General features: G+C 44.0%; 5 protein-coding genes. 4 read left to right on the forward strand and 1 reads right to left on the reverse strand.

The window, feature by feature from the left end:
* Window positions 1–65: 65 nt before the first annotated feature.
* Window positions 66–1,046 (reverse strand): M23 family metallopeptidase, encoded by a 981-nt coding sequence (locus IX91_RS04775; protein WP_004748322.1) that lies wholly within the window; start codon window positions 1,044–1,046, stop codon window positions 66–68.
* 251 nt (window positions 1,047–1,297) lie between these two features.
* On the opposite strand from IX91_RS04775, the gene IX91_RS04780 reads away from it, so the two are divergent.
* The 4 genes from IX91_RS04780 (at window position 1,298) to IX91_RS04795 (ending at window position 20,850) form a co-directional block, all read left to right on the forward strand.
* Window positions 1,298–12,433 (forward strand): tandem large repeat, encoded by an 11,136-nt coding sequence (locus tag IX91_RS04780; RefSeq protein WP_052123152.1) that lies wholly within the window; start codon window positions 1,298–1,300, stop codon window positions 12,431–12,433.
* A 734-nt stretch (window positions 12,434–13,167) separates the two neighbouring features.
* On the forward strand, window positions 13,168–14,823 hold the full coding sequence (locus IX91_RS04785; RefSeq protein WP_004743362.1) for a hypothetical protein: 1,656 nt from the start codon (window positions 13,168–13,170) through the stop codon (window positions 14,821–14,823).
* Window positions 14,824–14,846: 23 nt separating this feature from the next.
* Complete coding sequence (locus IX91_RS04790) at window positions 14,847–16,088, forward strand: hypothetical protein (RefSeq protein WP_004743363.1); 1,242 nt, start codon at window positions 14,847–14,849, stop codon at window positions 16,086–16,088.
* Window positions 16,081–20,850, forward strand: coding sequence for an OmpA family protein (locus IX91_RS04795; protein WP_004749072.1), 4,770 nt, complete (start codon window positions 16,081–16,083; stop codon window positions 20,848–20,850). The genes IX91_RS04790 and IX91_RS04795 overlap by 8 nt, the downstream gene beginning before the upstream one ends.
* Window positions 20,851–20,873 lie beyond the last annotated feature (23 nt).

Consider the following 20,873-nt stretch of genomic DNA (forward strand, 5'->3'; position numbering starts at 1 on the left):
AATAATCTCGATATGGTAGCAAAAAATGTGAACTCTATCACCTGGTTGCACCCTTATTACTGAAGTTAAGATTTTGGGAGGCCAAGTCTTGCATGAGACAGAGCTTGAATCAATTCAGTGCGTTCTTTCTGTGTTGCAATGAGTTTTTTAGGGTCGGTTATTGTATAAAGATTGGGGGCAGTATGTCGCTCAAAGTTGACATGTTTCCCATTGAGGATCAATTCAATGTGCAAGTGTGGGCCTGTTGTTCTACCGCTATTACCTGAACGTCCTATTTCTTGTCCCTGTGAAACTCGGTCACCTGTTTGGACTGATCGTTTTGATAGATGAAGATATCTAGATACTGCGCCATCCGAGTGTTGGATGTTTATGTAATGACCTGCAAAGCGGTTGTATCGAGACTTAATTACACGTCCGTCAGCGATACTATGAATGGGAGTCCCTACAGGAACAGCATAATCCGTCCCTAAATGGGGCATAACTCGATTGGTAATTGGGTGAAGACGCTTAAGACTAAATTCTGAGCTTACTTTATAGGTGTTACTTAGAGGGTATTTATAGGCATTTTTACTATCCACCTTCTCTCCAAATTGATTCAACGCCTCGTTGTTTTTATTAGTGCTAATAAAAAAATCACTTTCACTGCCATTGTAGTAAAAAGAACGGATTGACCTTTCATTATGATTATTGTTATTTAGCTTAATAGCAAATCGGTCTCCTTTTTTTACAGATCCTATAATATCGAACTCATCTCCAATTAAATTTAGTAACGTGGTGATTTCTTTGTTTGATAGTCCGGAGTTTAATATTGAGTTAACAAATGAGTAATCGATGGAACCAGTTATGATGCTCTCACTTTTGGGCAGGGCGCGAGGGAGAGAGTCTGTGTACTCATCAGAAACCGTCAGGTGTCTAGGAGCCTCGAGATCATAATCTGGACTAAGCGTGTATCGTGTAATGGAAACACCTATAACCAATGCTACTGAGGTGACAAAAAGAGCCAAGGCAATATTATTACTGTTTTGTCGAAGTATTAAGCTAGTCATTGATTCTGAGGCTGAGGATTAAGAAAGAGTTGATAGGGATTATAATATTTTGAAAAAAATTTACACTCGTCTTGCCATAATTAGTGTGTTTTAACTAATTAAACAATTATACGTACCGGATTATTCAGTGCGGCGATGTGGAATTTGACTGTTCAAGTAGTTTTTTTGTCAGATAAAGTGGTTTTTTTGCCACGTTGAGATATTTTTTGACGATAATATAATCGCGGAAAAATACACTTCGCCAAACTATTATGTTCACTAAAAATATACTGAAACTCTACCTTAGCCTTCTGGCCGCGTCATTAATATTAACCGCTTGTGGTGGCGGTGGTGATGGAGGTAGCGACAATACCCCTCGCGCTCGTGAAACAGGAATCATTTACGGAAATGTTTTCGATGCTCCAGTTTATGGTGCAACAGTTAACGTTTGGGAATATGACGACGGGAAGCTAGGCAGAAAATTGGCGAGTGCAACCACAGATTCTGTGGGGAACTACAAACTAGAATTTGAAGCATCGTCTCGTCCATTATTGGTTCGCTCTGAAGGGGGAGGATACACCGACCCATTGACCAAAGAGACAGTTTCAGTAAGTAATGGCAATGTTCTTAAGCTCGATGCAGTAATCAATTATAGCGAAGGCAAGACTCATAGCTTGATGCTCACTCCATTGACGAACATAGCAGCGGGTCTAGCAAAGTACAAAATCTCAAAAGGTGAAGCAGGTTCCAGTGCAATTTCTTCCGCGATAGGAAGTGTGAACACAATGTATGGTTTTAATGTCAATGAAACCTTACCGATTGACATCACCAAAGGTGGTCAAAGCGGGTACGCAACTCCAGGACACCAGTACGGGGCTTTACTTACAGCCTACTCGTCACTGTCTTACGACATGATTAAAAAGCATGGTAACTCTGACAATGTCTATACTTCCATGCACCTTGCCGATATTCAATATAGAGATGTAGTTGCTGACGGCTTGCTCAATGGTGAAGAGATCAGCCCAATAACAGGCGGGCTAACGAAATCAACGTTTGGTCAAAAAAAGATCACTAGTGATGTGTATACAAACGAGCTTTCCCAACATGTTTTAATTGTAGTGAATAACCCAGACCTGAATGTATCTGGCACATCTGGCGATGATTATGTTGAATTTAGTAAACAGTTGAATGGACAGGGTACGAATGGAAACAGCGGTGGCCTAATCCCTCCTAGAGATGAAACTCAGATAGATACCACTGCGCCAAGTGCTACCCGAGTTGGAAGTGAGGTGTTAGCAGGCAAAGATAAAGTTGCTATCGCTTTAACTGACGAAGTCGGTGTGAAGGATGTGTCAGTTTATATTCAGTATGAACTGAATGGATCATGGTCAAGTGAATATCAATGTGATGACTTGCAATCTTCAGGAAGTCAGTTTTGCTCGATCGTCTTTGATGAGTTTAAAGCAGGCCTACGTGAAACCAAAATCAACGTAAATATTGATACCGCAGCTATTGATAGTGTTGATGTTGATAGCAGTACAGGTTTATCAAATGTAACGGGTGCTCGTTTGGTTGCCTATACATCAGATGTTTTAGGCAACGCACTGGTAGCCGGAAGTGATAATGGGCATTTAATTCCGTTCAAATGGGATAACAATGATCCTGTTATTGAAATTACCTCAAGTACTACCATCAAGAAGGAAGATACCGACTACGTACTTAAAGGTATTGTGAAAGAGCCACCTGAAGAGCTAGCTTCTGTGACGGTGTCGTTTAAAGGAGGTTTACCAACAGCATTGGATTGTGTTTCAGCCAACTCCGGTAAAGCTTGTGAGTTCAGCAATAACTATAAAACCTCAGATTTTCTATCAACCACACCGTTTGAGGTTCGCGCGACAGACCAAAGAGGTAATGTAGGAATCGAGCCTTTTGAGGTACGTCAGGATGATCAAGAGCCGACTCAAGACCTCTCCTTCCCAGAAGGTGCACCTATGAACTTTGTTCATGTCGATGTATCTGGAGAAAGAACCACCATTGAAGGCCCTTATAATCAAGATACTTATACACAAGATAATGTTCAGACTAGCCAAGACTACTTAAAGATCGATTATATCTATGCGAGCGAAGGCATAAAGAAGGCGATTCCTAATACTGACTTTAAGAACTTTAACCCTAGTGTGCTGAAAGAAAACAAAATCCCTTATCTACGTGTCAGAGTGTTCGACATTAATAGCAGTACAGTACTAGGTTCGAGTGCAGACGATTTAACATTAACGGTTAAATATTACGTAAGCGCCAAAAATGATGGTAACTATACGTATAAAGACCAAATCAAGAATAAAGCGGCGGATGGCACTGCCAATATCCCACATGAGACAATTGTAAAAGAGAATGGTCGAGTAGAAGAAATGATCTACTATGTACCATTCGTGAGAGAAATACTTGGCTCCAGTTTTAAGAGCGCGTCAGAAAACAGCAGCCATATGATTACCATTCAAACGCAAGATGGTGCTGGCAACGACAGCCAGCCGCTGAATATCTATTTTCGCAGTAGTTTTGACTTGCCAACGATGAAGGTCGTGACGCCATTCATTGGAGCGCGAGTACAGTTGGAGGGCCTAGCTCCATCTGGAGAGTTTACATCATTGGCAAGTTGTACGACTCAAACTAGTCAAACGAAAACAGAACTTGATGTCGCCTCTTGTGAAGCTACAACTGACCTAGTCAATTACGACTTTATGCGAGTAAGGCTCATCGGTGTTGAGGGCGCTGCGCCACATTACTATCAGTGGAAAAACGATCCAGGCGCAAAGCAGGAAGTTAAACTCAATAACGCTAACATTGGCGCATATTTTAAACTCAACGGTTCGCAGACATTTTATCTAACAGAATTATCAACTTATCAAACGGGATTGTTCGACTACCAGTGGAATAAGCTCGCAGCAGGTGGAAAAACTTCTGCACGCGCCATTGAAATTTTGGATGATGTAAAAGAAGCATTGGCGGGTCGCTATAACAACTCGTTTTTTGGGTTTGATCCAACGGTTACCCCCTATGCAACTAATGAGATGTTAGCTAATGCGATTCCTAAGAACCCTTCCAATGACTACTTACATCGTTTCCTCGTTGAAGGGTTTGAGAAATTGGCACAACAAACACCGTTATACAATTCTGTGGACTTCTCGTCAGCGGTCTATGATGACTTTAGCTATGACGGTAAAGCCAATGGCATGGGTGCTGGTAATCGCCAGATTGTACTTGATCTCTATAAGTTCGGCCCTGATACATACCGAAAGCATTTGGCTCAACATTACTACGATATTATGACGAGCAATGGAATAGAATCTAACGTCGCGCAAGCCTACGCTGATGTCATTTCCAAAGCTAACCCAAATTTGGATGGAACTCCTATTTTTGATAAAGAAGGAGAAAGTATTGATAAGCTTCCTCCTCAGCCGACTATCGTGATCCAAAGTGGCAGAGAAACCACTGTTGGAAGTAAGCGTTATGTTGCTGGCCAATTGGAATCAAAAATTATACTGGAGGACCCTTCTGGCATCGATACAAAAGATGGGAGTCAACCTAAGTTTGTCACTAGATGGTACAAGCAAGGTGACCCAAATACCCCGATCGATTTAGATCTTGAAATAACTGAAGGCGGAGCGAGTACGAGCTATCGCAAAGAGTATGGGTTCACTCTAAATACACAGTCTACTAATTTACCAGGTATTGTTGAATTTGCGTTGGAAACTAGTGCAAAAGACTTGCAAGGTAACGCCTATGGTTATGATGGTAAAGTCCCTCACTTACAGTCACTCTACGTCGATAATGACTACCCTAAAGCGAGTTATGTATTACCGAATGGCATTGAGTCTGATGAAGTCTATCTGAATGCAAGCTACGTACAGGAGTTGACGTTTAAGGTCGAAGATACAGTCGGTGATAAGTTGGATCAAAGGGGACTAACTTTTTCAAAGTTAAGTGGGGAGAAAGTCTCTTTCACACACGATCTGTTTTCTAGCAACACGAATGAATTCTTTAAAGCCAAACTCTGTACCGGTACTCGTTGTGCAGAGCAAGGCAAAATCATCTACCCAGGTGAAGGTGAATGGTTAGTATCCGTATCGGCTGAAGACCACCTTGGTAATAAAGTTACTGACGGGACCTCTTCAGCACCGAAGTTTAAGGTATTAATTGATTCGAAGGCACCGGTTGTCAATGGAAAAGTGATTTCCAATCGTCTAGGTGGAAATGCAGCTTGGACGCCTGATATTAGCTGGGGATTAAGTCCGGGTAAGCAAGTTGACGTTTTACTGAAAACGGGAGCTGGCAAGCTCGTGAACCTGAAGCACTATGAGGTTGAGCCTCCAACCAGTGATGAACCTTATTTGTTCGGAACACAGCCAGACGTTAGAGTTCGGTTGATTCCTACGGCTTTCGACTATAAGGAAACAAATACGTTCAAGGTGGTCGCAGCGAACAGCGCTTTCCCTGCGAGTACAAGTGAAGGAGAGTTTGAGTTTAAAGTCGACAATAAAGGCCCAGATATTGTTTTAGATAGCCCATGGATTTCCGACGCAGTCTCAAAAGAAAGCTATGTAATGGGTCGTAAATTTAATATTAGATTCAGTTCTGTGACCGACGATTCAGAAGTGAAAACGGTTTCTCTATGGCAGGATGGAAAAGATACTGCCTTATATACCCTCGAGCCTAAGAACCCTAGTCAGCCATTTGAAATGTCTATTGGGACTGATCAGAGTGATCAAATTCAGTTAGACCCAGACGATAAATCAGTCAAACTGATTGTAAAAGCGACAGATGAATATGGTTTTGTCTCTGAGTCTCAGCCAAGCAAAATATTGCTAGATAGAGAAGGCCCTACGTTATCTTTACATGGCTATAAGCCAGAGCGTGAGGATATTTACTACCTTGGTAAATATGTATTTGACGTGATTGCTGAAGACCTTGATAAAGAAGGTGTACCTTCATTGGCTGGTGTGAACAAAGAGAGCTTGGAATACTGGACGTATACAGATATCCCACCTCAGACTGAAACCGGAACAAAAATCGGCGAGACGCTGAAGTTACCTTTGGGTGACTTGAAAGATGGTGATAACTGGGTACGTCTAAAAGGTAACGATGTTCGAGGAAATACTTCTACGTCTGACTTTAAAGTTAAAGTTCACAACAGCATGCCTAGTATTAAGTCTTATGCGTTAGCGTACAAAGATGATCAGACGAATATTGACGGTGCAATTACTCGTGACGTTCCAGTCGTCGTGACGATGGAAGTAGAGGACGTAAGTGGTATTGATAAAATTGAGGCGACTTATAAACACTCTGCTCAACCGCAGTCTTCCGATCTTGCTTTCATAGAGATTTCGAAAGGTAAGTATCAGGCTGAATTGTCACCTGCAGACCTTCCAGAAGATGGAAGGTACGACCTTAGAATTAAGGTTTTCAATAACGTGAAATATAACGCGGAGTCTGATCGTAAAGTTAATGACTTTACAAAAACGATGAGCGTGCAAAGACAAGGCGTTGACCTTACTATAGCGACGCCACATCCGTTCCAAAGTCATATCTCTGGCCCTGAGTTATCGGTAACGTTTAATTCTGTTGGAGAAGTGAAAGCTAAGACTTTAGAGTGTTGGGTGAGAGAAAACTACACTTCGGATAACGCACCATCTGATAGTTACGCGTACTCGGGTGTTATTGATAACCCTCAAGAACCTTATTCTTGTACTGTTAGAAGTGACCGCAGTATGTCGACCGACCCAGTAGTTCTGATAACTAGAACTATTGGTACCAATGATAAATCTACAGTAAAAAAATTCCGCTTTAATATGGTCGATACAGATGCGCCGGTTGTTAAGCATGGTGATACGTACCAATTTGTTGGTACTGAAGTTTCTGATGACTCTCCGGATGGGACAAACAAAATGCTTCAATTCTCGTTAGACTTTGAAGATAAGTTATCTGGAGTAAACACCTCTAATAAAGATGCTTACCCTAAACTAGTTAGAAACCGCGGAAATATGGCCTTTACTCCTCAAACCTGTACTACGCAAACAGAAGGTAAGACGTCATGTACTTACATTGAAAAGTACAGTGATGTTATTGATGGTTTAAGTTCTAGTCACGACTACAAAATTAAGAACTTGACCGACATTGCGGGGAATGTAGCTGCTGACCATAGCTTGACGTTGTTACTCCCTACTGTTAATCCGACTGTTGAAATTCTAAGTCCTCAGACGGATTCGGTAATTGACGGGCAGCAAGAACTTAGAGTGTCATTTAAAATCAAACGCAACGACAATTCTAGGTTAGATAATATAACAGCTAACGTAGGTGGTACGTCATATAACAAGAGAGATAACGATGACATGTTCTCCGACCTTAAGGTATGCGGAACTGGAGATTTGGCTGGTTATGATTGCTCGACGTTCTCTACCCAGTTGTCTAAAGATACTGATGGTAAAACATTGAAGGTTAGCATTTCTGCCATTGATGTATGGTCGAATAAAAGTAGTGATAGTATCAATGTCAAAGTTGATCAATCACCACCTACTATTGGCGAAGAGGTATTTATTACTCAGTCAGGGTCCGACAAAATTCGTTTCAGATTTAACATTAAAGATGAGGTAAGTGGCCTAGCCAAAGTTAAGTACGAAGTTCTTAACCCTTCATTTGAAGAAGAAAAACTGACGGATATGGACTACTTTGAGTTAGATAAATCACAGCTTGAAGGTATTGATAGCATTCAAGTGCGCATATATGCGACTGATAAAGTGAACTTGACCACTTCAGCTTCTAAGACTGTCGATATTAAGACGCCGGAAGTTACGGTGAGTTTTGAAGGCATTACCTCATTAGATGGTGGCAAGCTATTACTTAAAAACAACAGCCAGAGTTTTACTATTACGACAGTTGATAAGGAAGGTATAAGGGCTTCTCAATATAGCTTAGAACTAGTCCCAAGCACTGGAGACAGCTTGAAATATACTGGTAACATTAACTCATCAAGTGCTAATGGCACGATGAACTTTACGGTTAATGATCAAGCTGCTTATACCTTTAAGGTAGCCGTAACGGATTCTATTGGTAGACAAGTGAAGAGCTTCAAGCTTTTCAATGGTAATTACGATGATACAGGCATTCCTACCATTGTTGACCATGAGCTACCAACGGTTTCGATAGCAAGCGCGACGCAGCTATCCCAGGTTCCTGATAACGGTAGATATCAGCTAGATGTCACAGCACATGTCACTGACAAGAATTTGAATGTGGTCAGCTCATTTGCAGATAATGGTAGCGGACGCTTTAACCCTCAATCAGTCACAAAGCCTACTAACGAGTCGGATCCTTATGTATTCCACTACCTTCTTGCGCCGGGGAGTTATACGTTCAATGTGAGCGCCACTGATCTAGCAAATCAGAGCGCTGAACGTACGATTGGCGCGAAAGTTGAGGCAGCGACAATCCCGACCCTAGCAATCTCGACATCAGCTACTCCCCCTCTCGCGGGAGGGGAAGAGGCGACTCTAACGTTTAAATTTTCTGAAGAAGTCAAAGATTTTGACTTCTCAGATGTAAAGCTTACTGCGAGTGATAGTGGGGGTATTGGTCAGCTGAAACAAGAAACTTGGGCGACAGCTGACAATATTACTTGGACGGTTAAGTACTTAAGTCCAGTCGGCGAAAACAAAAATATAACGATACGGGTTGATGATAATAGTTACCAGAGCTTAAACACTATCCCCGGAAAAGGGGATAGTTTGCTTTTGGGGGTTGAAGGCGTTTTACCAACCCTTACCAATGCGAGCTTTACTCCGGGTTACCAAGCCATTGGTCAAAGCGTTGATGTGAGACTGGAGTTTGATAAAGAGCTGCAGTCTGCGACCGCGACCTTAGGCGGCACGACCATCAGTTCACTGGCGGCGACGGCAGACAAAAAAGTGTGGACAGGTAACGTCATGGTACCGAACAGCGTTGACCGCAGTGTGGGACTCGTGGTGAGCAACTACACCGATACACTAGGTAACGTAGGCGATGATAACACCTCACACGCGTTACCGATTACCCCGACTATTGCGATTGGCAGCATTAATGGTGGTAATACGGTAAACGCTTCGGATGCAGCAGCGGTGGCTATTATTGGTAGCAGTACGCGTTTTGCATCGGGTGAATCGTTAACGGTTCAAGCGAGTGACACGAACGGTGGTAAAACCCCAGAAACGACCGTCAATGTATCAGCTGACGGTAGCTGGAATGTGAACCTAGACATGAGTGCGCTGCAAGACGGCCAAATTACCGTGACGGTAAAAGGGGAGAACAACCTGAATGCGGTGGCGACGCCAGCAACAGGCACGGTGCAAATGACCCGAGCGAAGCCAAGCTTAACGGCGGCGACCTTTACACCGGGTTACCAAGCCATTGGTCAAAGCGTTGATGTGAGACTGGAGTTTGATAAAGAGCTGCAGTCTGCGACCGCGACTTTAGGCGGCACGACCATCAGTTCACTGGCGGCGACGGCAGACAAAAAAGTGTGGACAGGTAACGTGACAGTACCGAGCAGCAGTGACCGCAGTGTGGGACTCGTGGTGAGCAACTACACCGATACACTGGGTAATGTAGGCGATGACAACACCTCACATGCTTTACCGATCACCCCGACTATTTCGATTGGTAGCATTAATGGTGGTAATACGGTAAACGCTTCGGATGCAGCGGCGGTGACTATTATTGGTAGCAGTACGCGTTTTGCATCGGGAGAGTCGTTAACGGTTCAAGCGAGTGACACGAACGGTGGTAAAACCCCAGAAACGACCGTCAATGTATCCGGTGATGGTAGCTGGAATGTGAACCTAGACATGAGTGCGCTGCAAGACGGCCAAATTACCGTGACGGTAAAAGGGGAGAACAACCTGAATGCGGTGGCGACGCCAGCGACAGGCACGGTGCAAATGACCCGAGCGAAGCCAAGCTTAACGGCGGCGAGCTTTACTCCGGGTTACCAAGCCATTGGTCAAACCGTTGATGTGAGACTGGAGTTTGATAAAGAGCTGCAGTCTGCGACTGCGACTTTAGGCGGCACGACCATCAGTTCACTGGCGGCGACGGCAGACAAAAAAGTGTGGACAGGTAACGTCATGGTACCGAGCAGCAGTGACCGCAGTGTGGGACTCGTGGTGAGCAACTACACCGATACACTGGGTAATGTAGGCGATGACAACAGCACATATGCTTTACCGATTACCCCGACTATCGCGATTGGTAGCATTAATGGTGGTAATACCGTAAACGCTTCGGATGCAGCGGCGGTGGCTATTATTGGTAGCAGTACGCGTTTTGCATCGGGTGAATCGTTAATGGTTCAAGCGAGCGACACGAACGGTGGCAAAATCCCAGAAACGACCGTCAATGTGTCAGGTGACGGTAGCTGGAGTGTGAACCTAGACATGAGTGCGCTGCAAGACGGGCAAATTACCGTGACGGTGACAGGGGAGAACAACTTGAATGCAGTGGCGACGCCAGCGACAGGCACGGTGCAAATGACCCGAGCGAAGCCAAGCTTAACGGCGGCGACCTTTACTCCGGGTTACCAAGCCATTGGTCAAAGCGTTGATGTGAGACTGGAGTTTGATAAAGAGCTGCAGTCTGCGACCGCGACCTTAGGCGGTACAACCATCAGTTCACTGGCGGCGACGGCAGACAAAAAAGTATGGACAGGTAACGTGACGGTGCCGAGCAGCGTTGATCGCAGTGTGGGACTCGTGGTGAGCAACTACACCGATACACTAGGTAATGTAGGCGATGACAACAGCACATATGCTTTACCGATTACCCCGACTATCGCGATTGGTAGCATTAATGGTGGTAATACCGTAAACGCTTCGGATGCAGCGGCGGTGGCTATTATTGGTAGCAGTACGCGTTTTGCATCGGGTGAGTCGTTAACGGTTCAAGCGAGTGATACGAACGGTGGCAAAACCCCAGAAACGACCGTCAATGTATCCGGTGACGGTAGCTGGAGTGTGAACCTAGATATGAGTGCGCTGCAAGACGGGCAAATTACCGTGACGGTGACAGGGGAGAACAACTTGAATGCGGTGGCGACGCCAGCGACAGGCTCGGTGCAAATGACCCGAGCGAAGCCAAGCTTAACGGCGGCGAGCTTTACTCCGGGTTACCAAGCCATTGGTCAAAGCGTTGATGTGAGACTGGAGTTTGATAAAGAGCTGCAGTCTGCGACCGCGACCTTGGGCGGCACGACCATCAGTTCACTGGCGGCGACGGCAGACAAAAAAGTATGGACAGGTAACGTGACGGTGCCGAGCAGTGGTGACCGCAGTGTGGGACTCGTGGTGAGCAACTACACCGATACACTGGGTAATGTGGGCGATGACAACACCTCACACGCTTTACCAATTACCCCGACTACCGAGATTGGTAGCATTAATGGTGGCAATACCGTAAATGCTTCGGATGCAGCGGCGGTGGCTATTATTGGTAGCAGTACGCGTTTTGCATCGGGTGAATCGTTAACGGTTCAAGCGAGCGACACGAATGGTGGTAAAACCCCAGAAACGACCGTCAATGTATCCGGTGACGGTAGCTGGAATGTGAACCTAGACATGAGCGCGCTGCAAGACGGGCAAATTACCGTGACAGTGATAGGGGAGAACAACCTGAATGCGGTGGCGACGCCCGCGACAGGCACGGTGCAAATGACCCGAGCGAAGCCAAGCTTAACGGCGGCGAGCTTTACTCCGGGTTACCAAGCCATTGGTCAAAGCGTTGATGTGAGACTGGAGTTTGATAAAGAGCTGCAGTCTGCGACCGCGACCTTAGGCGGCACGACCATCAGTTCACTGGCGGCGACGGCAGACAAAAAAGTATGGACAGGTAACGTGATGGTGCCGAGCAGCAGTGACCGCAGTGTGGGACTCGTGGTGAGCAACTACACCGATACACTGGGTAATGTAGGCGATGAGAACACCTCACATGCCTTACCGATCACCCCGACTATTGCGATTGGCAGTATTAATGGTGGTAATACGGTAAACGCTTCGGATGCAGCAGCGGTGGCTATTATTGGTAGCAGTACGCGTTTTGCATCGGGTGAGTCGTTAACGGTTCAAGCGATTGATACGAACGGTGGCAAAACCCCAGAAACGACCGTCAATGTATCCGGTGACGGTAGCTGGAATGTGAACCTAGACATGAGTGCGCTGCAAGACGGGCAAATTACCGTGACGGTAAAAGGGGAGAACAATCTAGGGGCAATAGCTGAACAAGCACAAGATACTACAACCTTAGATAAGACACTTTCGGCATTTATTAGGGGCGTTAAGCCACATGAATCTTATGTCGAACTTTCCAACTATTTGCCTATGGCAGCGTAATTGAAGCGAGCGTTTAGCTCGCTTTTTTGTGATCTGGATCTAGTGAAAGAACTTATTCTATAAATCCATTCTGCACCTTGTAGCTTATATACAAGGCAAAATTTGTAGAACAACTGTCACTAATGTTGTTTTGGTAGCGGATAAAGTCATTGTGAGGGTTAAAGGTTACTCAGTGTGGTGAATGTGTCGCGTTGAAAAAATGTTTAACTATTATATATTTACGCTCGTTTCTATACATGGGTATAGAGTTCTGCTTTAGGTGGTTATTCCCACCTTACATTTTGTAACCGCATATAGGGCATATAAACCTAGCTTGCTTCTGGAAGGTTACCTTTGTGAGTGTTTGACGCACTCACCTTTTTATTCTGCCTCTGTAGCAGCCGTTGATTTATTTGAACGGCCTGCTGTGGAGGGCCATAACGACTCCCTCGATTTCCTATCTTAAACATGAACTGTTACCTTCTGCTCATAATTAAAGAATTGTCACCAAAACGATTTAGATGAAGAAGATGTTTAGTTGAAGGTGGAAAGCGAGGTTTTTCTGGTTGTTAAGTTGGATTTTGTGGTTATTTTAACTTTTTGACTAGTTATTTTGTCGGTAATTCTTATTGGTGTATCTAATTGAATTTAATCAGATAACTTAGTATTATTTTTCCACCAAATCGTACCTGTAAGCCTTATCAGCTTAAATGTCACCGCAACCCTATTTATGATGTCGGTTGTGGAGAATTCACATGCAATTAGTTTGCAAATTTATACCAAGCTCGAAGCTATCGTCCAACGAGCTATCTTATGTTCTTACACCGGATGAGTGTATAGGGCAGCTTTCGCGTTTGCGGCATTCAGATGACATCCTGAGAAACCTCCCCAAAGAGTTTGCGCAAAAAATCGCACTCTCTGCTAAAAAGTCACCAAGCGGATTGTTGGCTGCGATCAGAGCTGAGTTAGGGAAGGGATACTGGGTAGGGTTATCAACTTTCTCTCGGAAAGCGCCACTAACCGATTCTCAATTGCAAAGTTTCCCAAGGCTTAAAGCTGTTATTGACTCTGTGTCTTCTTCGACTGAAAACAAAGTCTACAAAGCTGCTTACAAGCAGGTAACAGACGACGTCGCGCTAGTTCGCAATTACACACACGTACCTTCTGAGCCAAGCCCAGACCACAAAATCGTAGTAGAGTTTGCAGGGCAGTGGTCTAGCAATGCTGCCTGTTTGATGTTGGGTAAAACAGAAGCGCAAAAAGAAAAGGTCACGGTAGGCAAAGCGGATGCCGAGAACAAACACCGTAGCCTTGCAACCTTTAAAGATCTAGAAACAGAAGGCAAAACACTTTACATCAAAATCCCTTGTGTCGACCAACCACAACCGATCTTGCTTAAACTCGCAGAAGACCTACAACCCGTTGATAAAGAAACTCAGATGGATGAGTGGGGTAACGTGTTGGTGCCTGTGAGACCATTGGCTTACTTAGATGGCAGAAAAGACAAAGCCAAAGCCTCCGATCTAAGTGGTGGTTTCCTGTATGTTTTTTGGAAAGGGAAGCTTTGGCGAGAGATGGCCATAACCGAGAAAGGTTACTACCAAGATGTTGACGTCGAGTATTACCGTACCTTAGAGCAAGAAGAAAAGAAAAAAGACACACCTCAGGTAATACAAAGAAGCGCAAACGGTTTTGCCATGGCGCATTTCTGGGCACCTTACAAAATATCGGGTGAAGCCCAACAGGGGGAAAATGGACTCAAGATCATTTTCTCACCAAAGCAAAAGCGCTTTGCCCAAATTGAAGCTTTAGAATCGGATGCTGCTCTGCTCGAGAAATCAAGCACACCGTTAGATGAATTAAGCAGTTACAGCGACGAACAATCTTTCAGTGCACAAGAATTCACCTCCGATGTAGACAATGCTTCAATCCACAAAGTCACCGAAGACGACATGCCATGGCTGAGCGACCAACAAGCCATAGTTCGCAGCTATGACCAAAGCAATACCGTAATTGCTTATGTGGATGGAAAAAACAGTGGTCTATTATTCCGGGTGGATGTTGGAACGTCAGGCATCACCGCTTTGAATTCACTCTATGTGATCGATCACAATAGCGATTATAAAGATGTGTTTGATTTAGAGTTTTATGAAGGGGAAGACCATGATTGGCAGCAAGCGTTATTAAGTGGGCTACCATCGGACGGGGTCTTTACTATGTCCCTTGTACATGACCAAGACCCAGACAGTCGTCACATACTTTTTGATCGGGTCGCTTACAACGATTTATTTGCTGAACCTGAGAACGCTACTGAACCTCCGCCAAAGGCTCAGTTAAACGATAAGCCTAAAGGTATGACAACAGAAGAAAAACAACGTTTTGAGTCATTAATGCTAGATTGGTCGTTGTAACCTCACAAGAAAATGGATTAAGAATGAAAAAGAAAATATTACTCGGCTTGGGTTTGACGACCATTGTTGTCGTCGGCTTTGGTTACATTGCCACTAAACCCTATTTTGATGAGAAAGCTCGAATAGAATTATTGGCGGACCAATTAGAGTCACGTGTCAATACACGATTTAGTGATGGAAGTAAGTGGCGATACCGCTATTCTTTTGAAGTCCCTAATAACCCGAAGGTAGCGGACTGGAATACTGAGAGTGTGAAGCTCCCTCAGATATTGTTTACTATTGAAAACCGAGAAGATAAATCCAAGGTCAGTTACTGGGCATTAAACATTGATGGTACTAACCCTCAATTGCTGATCCCTGAGGGGGTATTGCCGCCCGCGCCTAATACTGGGATTGATTATGCTAAATATATGTCACGCTCGCCAAACGGCCGCTACCTTGTTATCCCTCAGAAAGATAGCACCGTGTTGTATGATCTAAGTAATGGTGAAATAACTGACATTAGTGAGGAATATGGTGCAACTCGTCACGATATTATGTGGGATACAGACAGCACACAAGTTGTTGTGAAAAAAAACGATGAACTCCTGCTAGTTAAGTTAAGCACAAAAGAGGTAGTGAAGTTTACCGATGTAAATGGTCCAGGCGCACGTTACATGACCTCTTTTGCCAAGCCTTATATGAGCCAGTCAGAGCAGGCGATATATTTTAGTTTCGAACCCGGTCTGGCGGGGTTTGGCTGTAAAGGAGAGGAAGAGGAGTATCTCGAAACTTTTGGGGAGAGTGATGTACCAAAATGCGGGAACACATTTGTGTTCGATGCCAAAACCTTAAAACTGGTCGATCGCGGTGATTTTACTCCGGATAGCTACGATTGTAATGTTTGGGGCGGTACGTATGGAGATGGCTTCTACTGCCTCGGAGGTGCGGCATACCGTTCGGGAAGGCCATCTGAAAAAATAGGCAACTTCCCTGCTACGGTCGATCTGCTGGCTTTTAACGGTAGTGACATGTGGTTCGTACCTGTTAATGGTCGAAATATAAGACGCGTGTTACATCAGCCAAATGAGAATAGCCCTACTACAGAAATGTTATACCTTTACGGCGCTAAAGGTGTAAAAAAATCTGCGTTTGGTTTTGGCTTTAGCCGTTATGTGATTGAACATAAAGAGACGGATAATTGGAGTGAGTCACTCTACCCATTGCCAACCTACGCTGACCTAGAAAAAGCTAAAGCGGTACTTAAGGAGCGTAATCATGGCTAGGGCTAAGATTGAACAGCACTCTCTTTATTTAATGGGGCAATTAGTCGGACCAACTGGAGATGCAATTGACGGCAATGGGCTCTATCCATTACCCGGCTTTGCATTAGCCCTTCCAGAGTTAACAGTTGGTCAAACTGTGGATGGTAGCAGTAGTAAGAATGAGTCACCACTATACTTCAGTGATTCATCGGGTAGGCTACAAGGTTGGAACACCAAGGTTCAATCAGTAGAAGAGCTTGATGGGAACAAGCTTGCTTCAACGCCACTATTAATTTCTGCTAGGGCTGCGGAAAAGAAGCTAAAACCTGTCTACATTCCACCTTACTTAATTCCGGCAGCGGTTATGTCTGGAGATACTGCTTGGACGAAACGCCTAGCTCAATTAGCCACAGAGACCGTTATTACGAGCGCTGAAGTTGAAGTTTCACGCTTGCGTGGCTGGCAAATCAGAGAAGATTTGAAAAAGGATGTATCCAAGAGACAATTTTTAGCGCCCGAATTAGCCGAGTTTTTTATCCATAAAGCCGAAGAAGCGGAAAAGGAACTAGGTCAGCAAGAAGAGGGCGCGTATAAGCGCCTGTATGAACAGATTTATAGCGGAAACTATAAACATAATTTTTATTATCTGCGCATTCCTCAAGTTTGGACCATCAATTTATTCTTCTCAGCCGACTATTTTGAGGGCGCGGAAGTTACTTTGTCTGGACAGCCTGAAAACTTAATCATCAAAGGGGATGCTAAGGATATAGGCAATAAAATCACCAGCCGAGTGAGGCCGATAACATACTTTGATATTGCTAATCAGGCCAGTGGCTCTGACGTTGCAAAGGAAGTAACCCAATATGTAGCCACATTTTGGATCACAGGTGGTCATCTAGATGATGATGAACAAATTAAGCAATTAGTTCGCTTTGATATAGATTTAAATACGATTAATGCTTACTTGGAAGGTAACCTAGATCTCGAAGATGAAAATCAAAAACGCCAATTGGAAGAGAGGTTAGCCCAAGTTGATGAGTTAAGCCTCCCAAACAATTGCTACTCCTTGTCTGAGCAAGTTTTACACCTACCTATCTATTCAATAGCAGGGCGCAGCATCATTGTGTCTGGTGATCCTATTTCTGTTGAAGAGTCGCTTTTCCAACATGCGCCAGATACGTTTAAAGGCTGGCTCGATTGGAGTAAAAATCTACCTTACACTAGCGAAAACAAAGCCGCGAGAGGTGTTCAACCGTCGATTAATATTCTTAACTCCATTGGGAACTATAAAGGGGTTATCGAAGCTTCAGCATCTGGCGTGATGGACCCATTCAGTATGACGACGGTCCATAAAGCGTTCAGCGCGGGTTTGAATAAGGAGCAAGCTGGAGATGAGCTCTTAAATGCGTTAAAACTCGCGGTCGGTATTGATGCCAAAGCAAAGGGGTTCTTAGATTTTGCGCAAAAGCTTAAGCCACCAGCGCAAGGTACACTTGCACCGATTACTGACTTAGCGAATGCCCTCAACTGGTCTAATCACCTTGGGAATGCCTTACCGAGCGTTTATACAATTCCACCAGCGTTACGGCATTTTTGGCATAAAGTTGACGATAAGATCTTAACCCCTTTAAAGCCGGCCGTTCGTGCTATTGAATATGTGCTTGATAAGCCTTTTGGTTTTGCGCAGCTTGTTTCTAGCGGTCTTGAAATCCCAAAAGGTGTTGAGAATTCTGAGACGGCGTTTAATGCCTATATCGATAAGTCAAAAGAATATGGACAGAAAACACAATCGGTTATCTCTACGCTTTCACTGAGTGATGAAAAAGATCGTCAGGTTTTGCTTGAGTCTGAAGCGGAACATAAAAAAGCGCTCCTTGAAGCATTCTCTGATGAAAGTGTACGCCACAGAGTATTACTAAATGGTCAACCGTTGTCACAAAAAAAACAGGCTAAAGAAGGCGAGGCAAGCTATCTCACGCTGTTTTTCGAATTTGATAGTGCGAATGATAAACTTGCCGATTCTGATAAGGACCTAGTAAAAAAAGTGGCAAAGTATCTGAGTGCCACAGAATCGGAAATGTTGTTGAACGTTGAAGGTTATACGTGTGATATCGGCTTGGTGGAATACAACACTAAACTGTCAGAAAAACGTGCTGCAGCGCTTAAATCTTCTATTTTAGAAGAGCTTGGTGCAGATGCTATTAAGTGGGAGCATCGCATTTCTGCGCTTGGTAAAGGCGTTTTTGCTGATAATGATACGCGTAATAGGCATTTAAGCCGTCGAGCGGAAATGAAGTTTTATCTTAACTCCGCTTTCGAATACCCAGCTTGTAGAAGTTGGCTGTTAGCACTTGAGAAAAATCGCCAAAAAGCAGTTTTGGCAGAGGTGAAAGTCCATGAGGAGATTTGGAAGTTTTCTGGTCAAGCCTTTGACATTGCACTAGGTTTTGCTGCGCCAATGCTGGGTCCTGGAGCGGCTTTAGCATATGGGTTGTATTGGTCAGGTGAAACCTTAGTTTCGACATTGAACGGCGCAGCAAAAATCCTCAATAAAGAGCTAGAAGAATATAAAGAAAAACAGAAACGTTTCTCTGAATTTGATGTTGTTGGACAAGCGCTACTTTATCGTGATTTGCCTGCGTTCAATGAGTTAAGTGTACTTGGCAAGGCATATATCAAACGTGCTATCGCACTCAATGGGTTGTTACGGTTGCTACTCCTTGAAGCTCAAATGAATAAAGAAACGGCCGCGCCCAATTATGTGTCGCAGTATCACGCGGTTAGTCACTTAACATCAGGGCAAAGAGATCTTGATATTGAAGGTTACATAAAGACTTATCTTCTAAGTGATGATTGGGATCTGGGAGGTACTTGGCTTCCTTCTTTTCACCTTGATGAAGCTTGGCTAGAGACAAAGAACATTTATCGCAGTGCTTCAGAAAGTGTGTTGAGCTTTTCTGCTATGACGAGCTATGTTACCTATCGAGCAAAGCAGTCTAAAACGGGGGAGGAAGCGCTTGAACAATCGCAGGTTTATCAGAAATTTTGTCCAATACATACCATCGCTGACTCTAGCTTGACTAAGCTAAAGTCTCTATTAAAAGCCCCGGATTTATCTAAGCTTGATAAGTCGATGTTTTCAGAGCATATAGTTTCAGTTAAGGTCGGCGACAATTGGCATCCGCTTGAAAAACTAGTCAATCAGGGTAAGACAATTTCACCGACTATGCCAATTAGAGTACTTGTTATTCTTGATATGAAGGATGAAACGCTGACCAAGTTCAAAGAAGAAGGTTTGCTTACTCTTGTGCCTGTCGGTGTTAGACCAGTGAGACAAAATAGGTTTTTTGACGATTTTGGATCTTATACTACTGAATATGTTCGTGAAATTGCACTGGAATCATTAGTTGAAACTGAGAGAGCGTATTTAACAGAAAAGCAAATGATAGAGACGGATACGCCACTCTACGGTGTTGTTGTAAGCCCTACGTATTACTTTGGATGCAACATCATCAGTGGTATCAAGCCTATTGCTGATGACTACGGTAGCAAAGAATGGAAGTCAGTGTTTGGTCAGGTGGATGAGCAGCAATCAGCGGCTTACGTAATGCGTTACTTGTTAGAGGTTGGTGTACCAAATGTCAGTAAAACGGAATCAAAGTTAACATACAAAAGAGAGCTCGTATTTAAAACTCAAGACGGTAAGGTGATTACTTCTAGCACGAATAAGGCATCCATCTTTAATTTAACTATGTCTAAAGAGCATGAGTTCTTGTATGAGAAGACTTTTTTAGCCAGAACGGGAAAAAAGGCAGTCGAGTATCCAGAGCTATTTTCAGACGTCAAAGCAAACTTATATATTTATGACGCTAGCGTGAAGAGTCTGATCCCTGGTAGTGAGCACGATGATAAAATGGAAGCGATTGGTTGGACGAAGAAGCAGCCATCTTATGATACTTCTGAAAAAGCAACGAAGCTGTTGCTCATCGTCAGTACAAAATCTGTTGAAAATGTTGAACAAACACTTGAACGAGGAGGGTTTGATCCTCACCGTTTACCCGTGGACATTCGTCTGAAAGCAAACGACGCAGAAGGCTTCTACAATTTTGAACATCAAGACATCGATTTGTATCCATTAGGCAAGGTCGAAGTGAACCTTGAGAAGAAAGAGGTGTCATTCAAACCTAAATCAATACCGCAAAGCCTGAATGATGTATCGGATCATCTGTCTACCAACATGAGTAAGCTTGTAAGTGATCTCGTGGTTAAGGATGGTAGTTTATTCGATTTTACGCCTGATTTTGTGGATACTGATTTATATGCAGTCGAAATTTCGTTGAAGTACACTAATGCAGCAGGAAAAGAGATGGTTGGCTTACGACCGTTTATTGCGCGCAAAGACGAGAAGCCATTTATAAGCGTCGACATAGATGGAAAAGCTGGACTAGCTTTAAATGCCTCATCACAGAAGCTTCCTGTAAGAGCCGTTGATACAACAGCGCCAACGTTGTTCAATTCAAGGGAGATCCACTACAACGCAAAATGGTATGAAATGAATGAAAAGGAGTTTAACTCTATTTCTGAATATACTGCGGGAACGACTGACGATGCTGATTCCAATGTGGCAAATTCAACTCGTAGCAAGATATCGCATAAAGCTACCCCTTTGAGTGTTTGGATGCATGCAGAACCTGTGATGAAAGATTACTCTGCAGCTAAGGAAATGCCGCTATCGAAGCAACGAGCGCAAATACTTAAAAAGTGGTTGCTTGATGGAAAATAAGAAAAAACCGCCTTCGGGCGGTT

This window comes from Vibrio tubiashii ATCC 19109, assembly GCF_000772105.1.
Taxonomy (GTDB): domain Bacteria; phylum Pseudomonadota; class Gammaproteobacteria; order Enterobacterales; family Vibrionaceae; genus Vibrio; species Vibrio tubiashii.

What these genes read in the sequence shown, in the direction of transcription:
- IX91_RS04775 (WP_004748322.1), bottom strand. Translation starts at nt 1,046, where the DNA reads ATGACTAGCTTAATACTTCGACAAAACAGTAATAATATTGCCTTGGCT.
- IX91_RS04780 (WP_052123152.1), top strand. Translation starts at nt 1,298, where the DNA reads ATGTTCACTAAAAATATACTGAAACTCTACCTTAGCCTTCTGGCCGCG.
- IX91_RS04785 (WP_004743362.1), top strand. Translation starts at nt 13,168, where the DNA reads ATGCAATTAGTTTGCAAATTTATACCAAGCTCGAAGCTATCGTCCAAC.
- IX91_RS04790 (WP_004743363.1), top strand. Translation starts at nt 14,847, where the DNA reads ATGAAAAAGAAAATATTACTCGGCTTGGGTTTGACGACCATTGTTGTC.
- IX91_RS04795 (WP_004749072.1), top strand. Translation starts at nt 16,081, where the DNA reads ATGGCTAGGGCTAAGATTGAACAGCACTCTCTTTATTTAATGGGGCAA.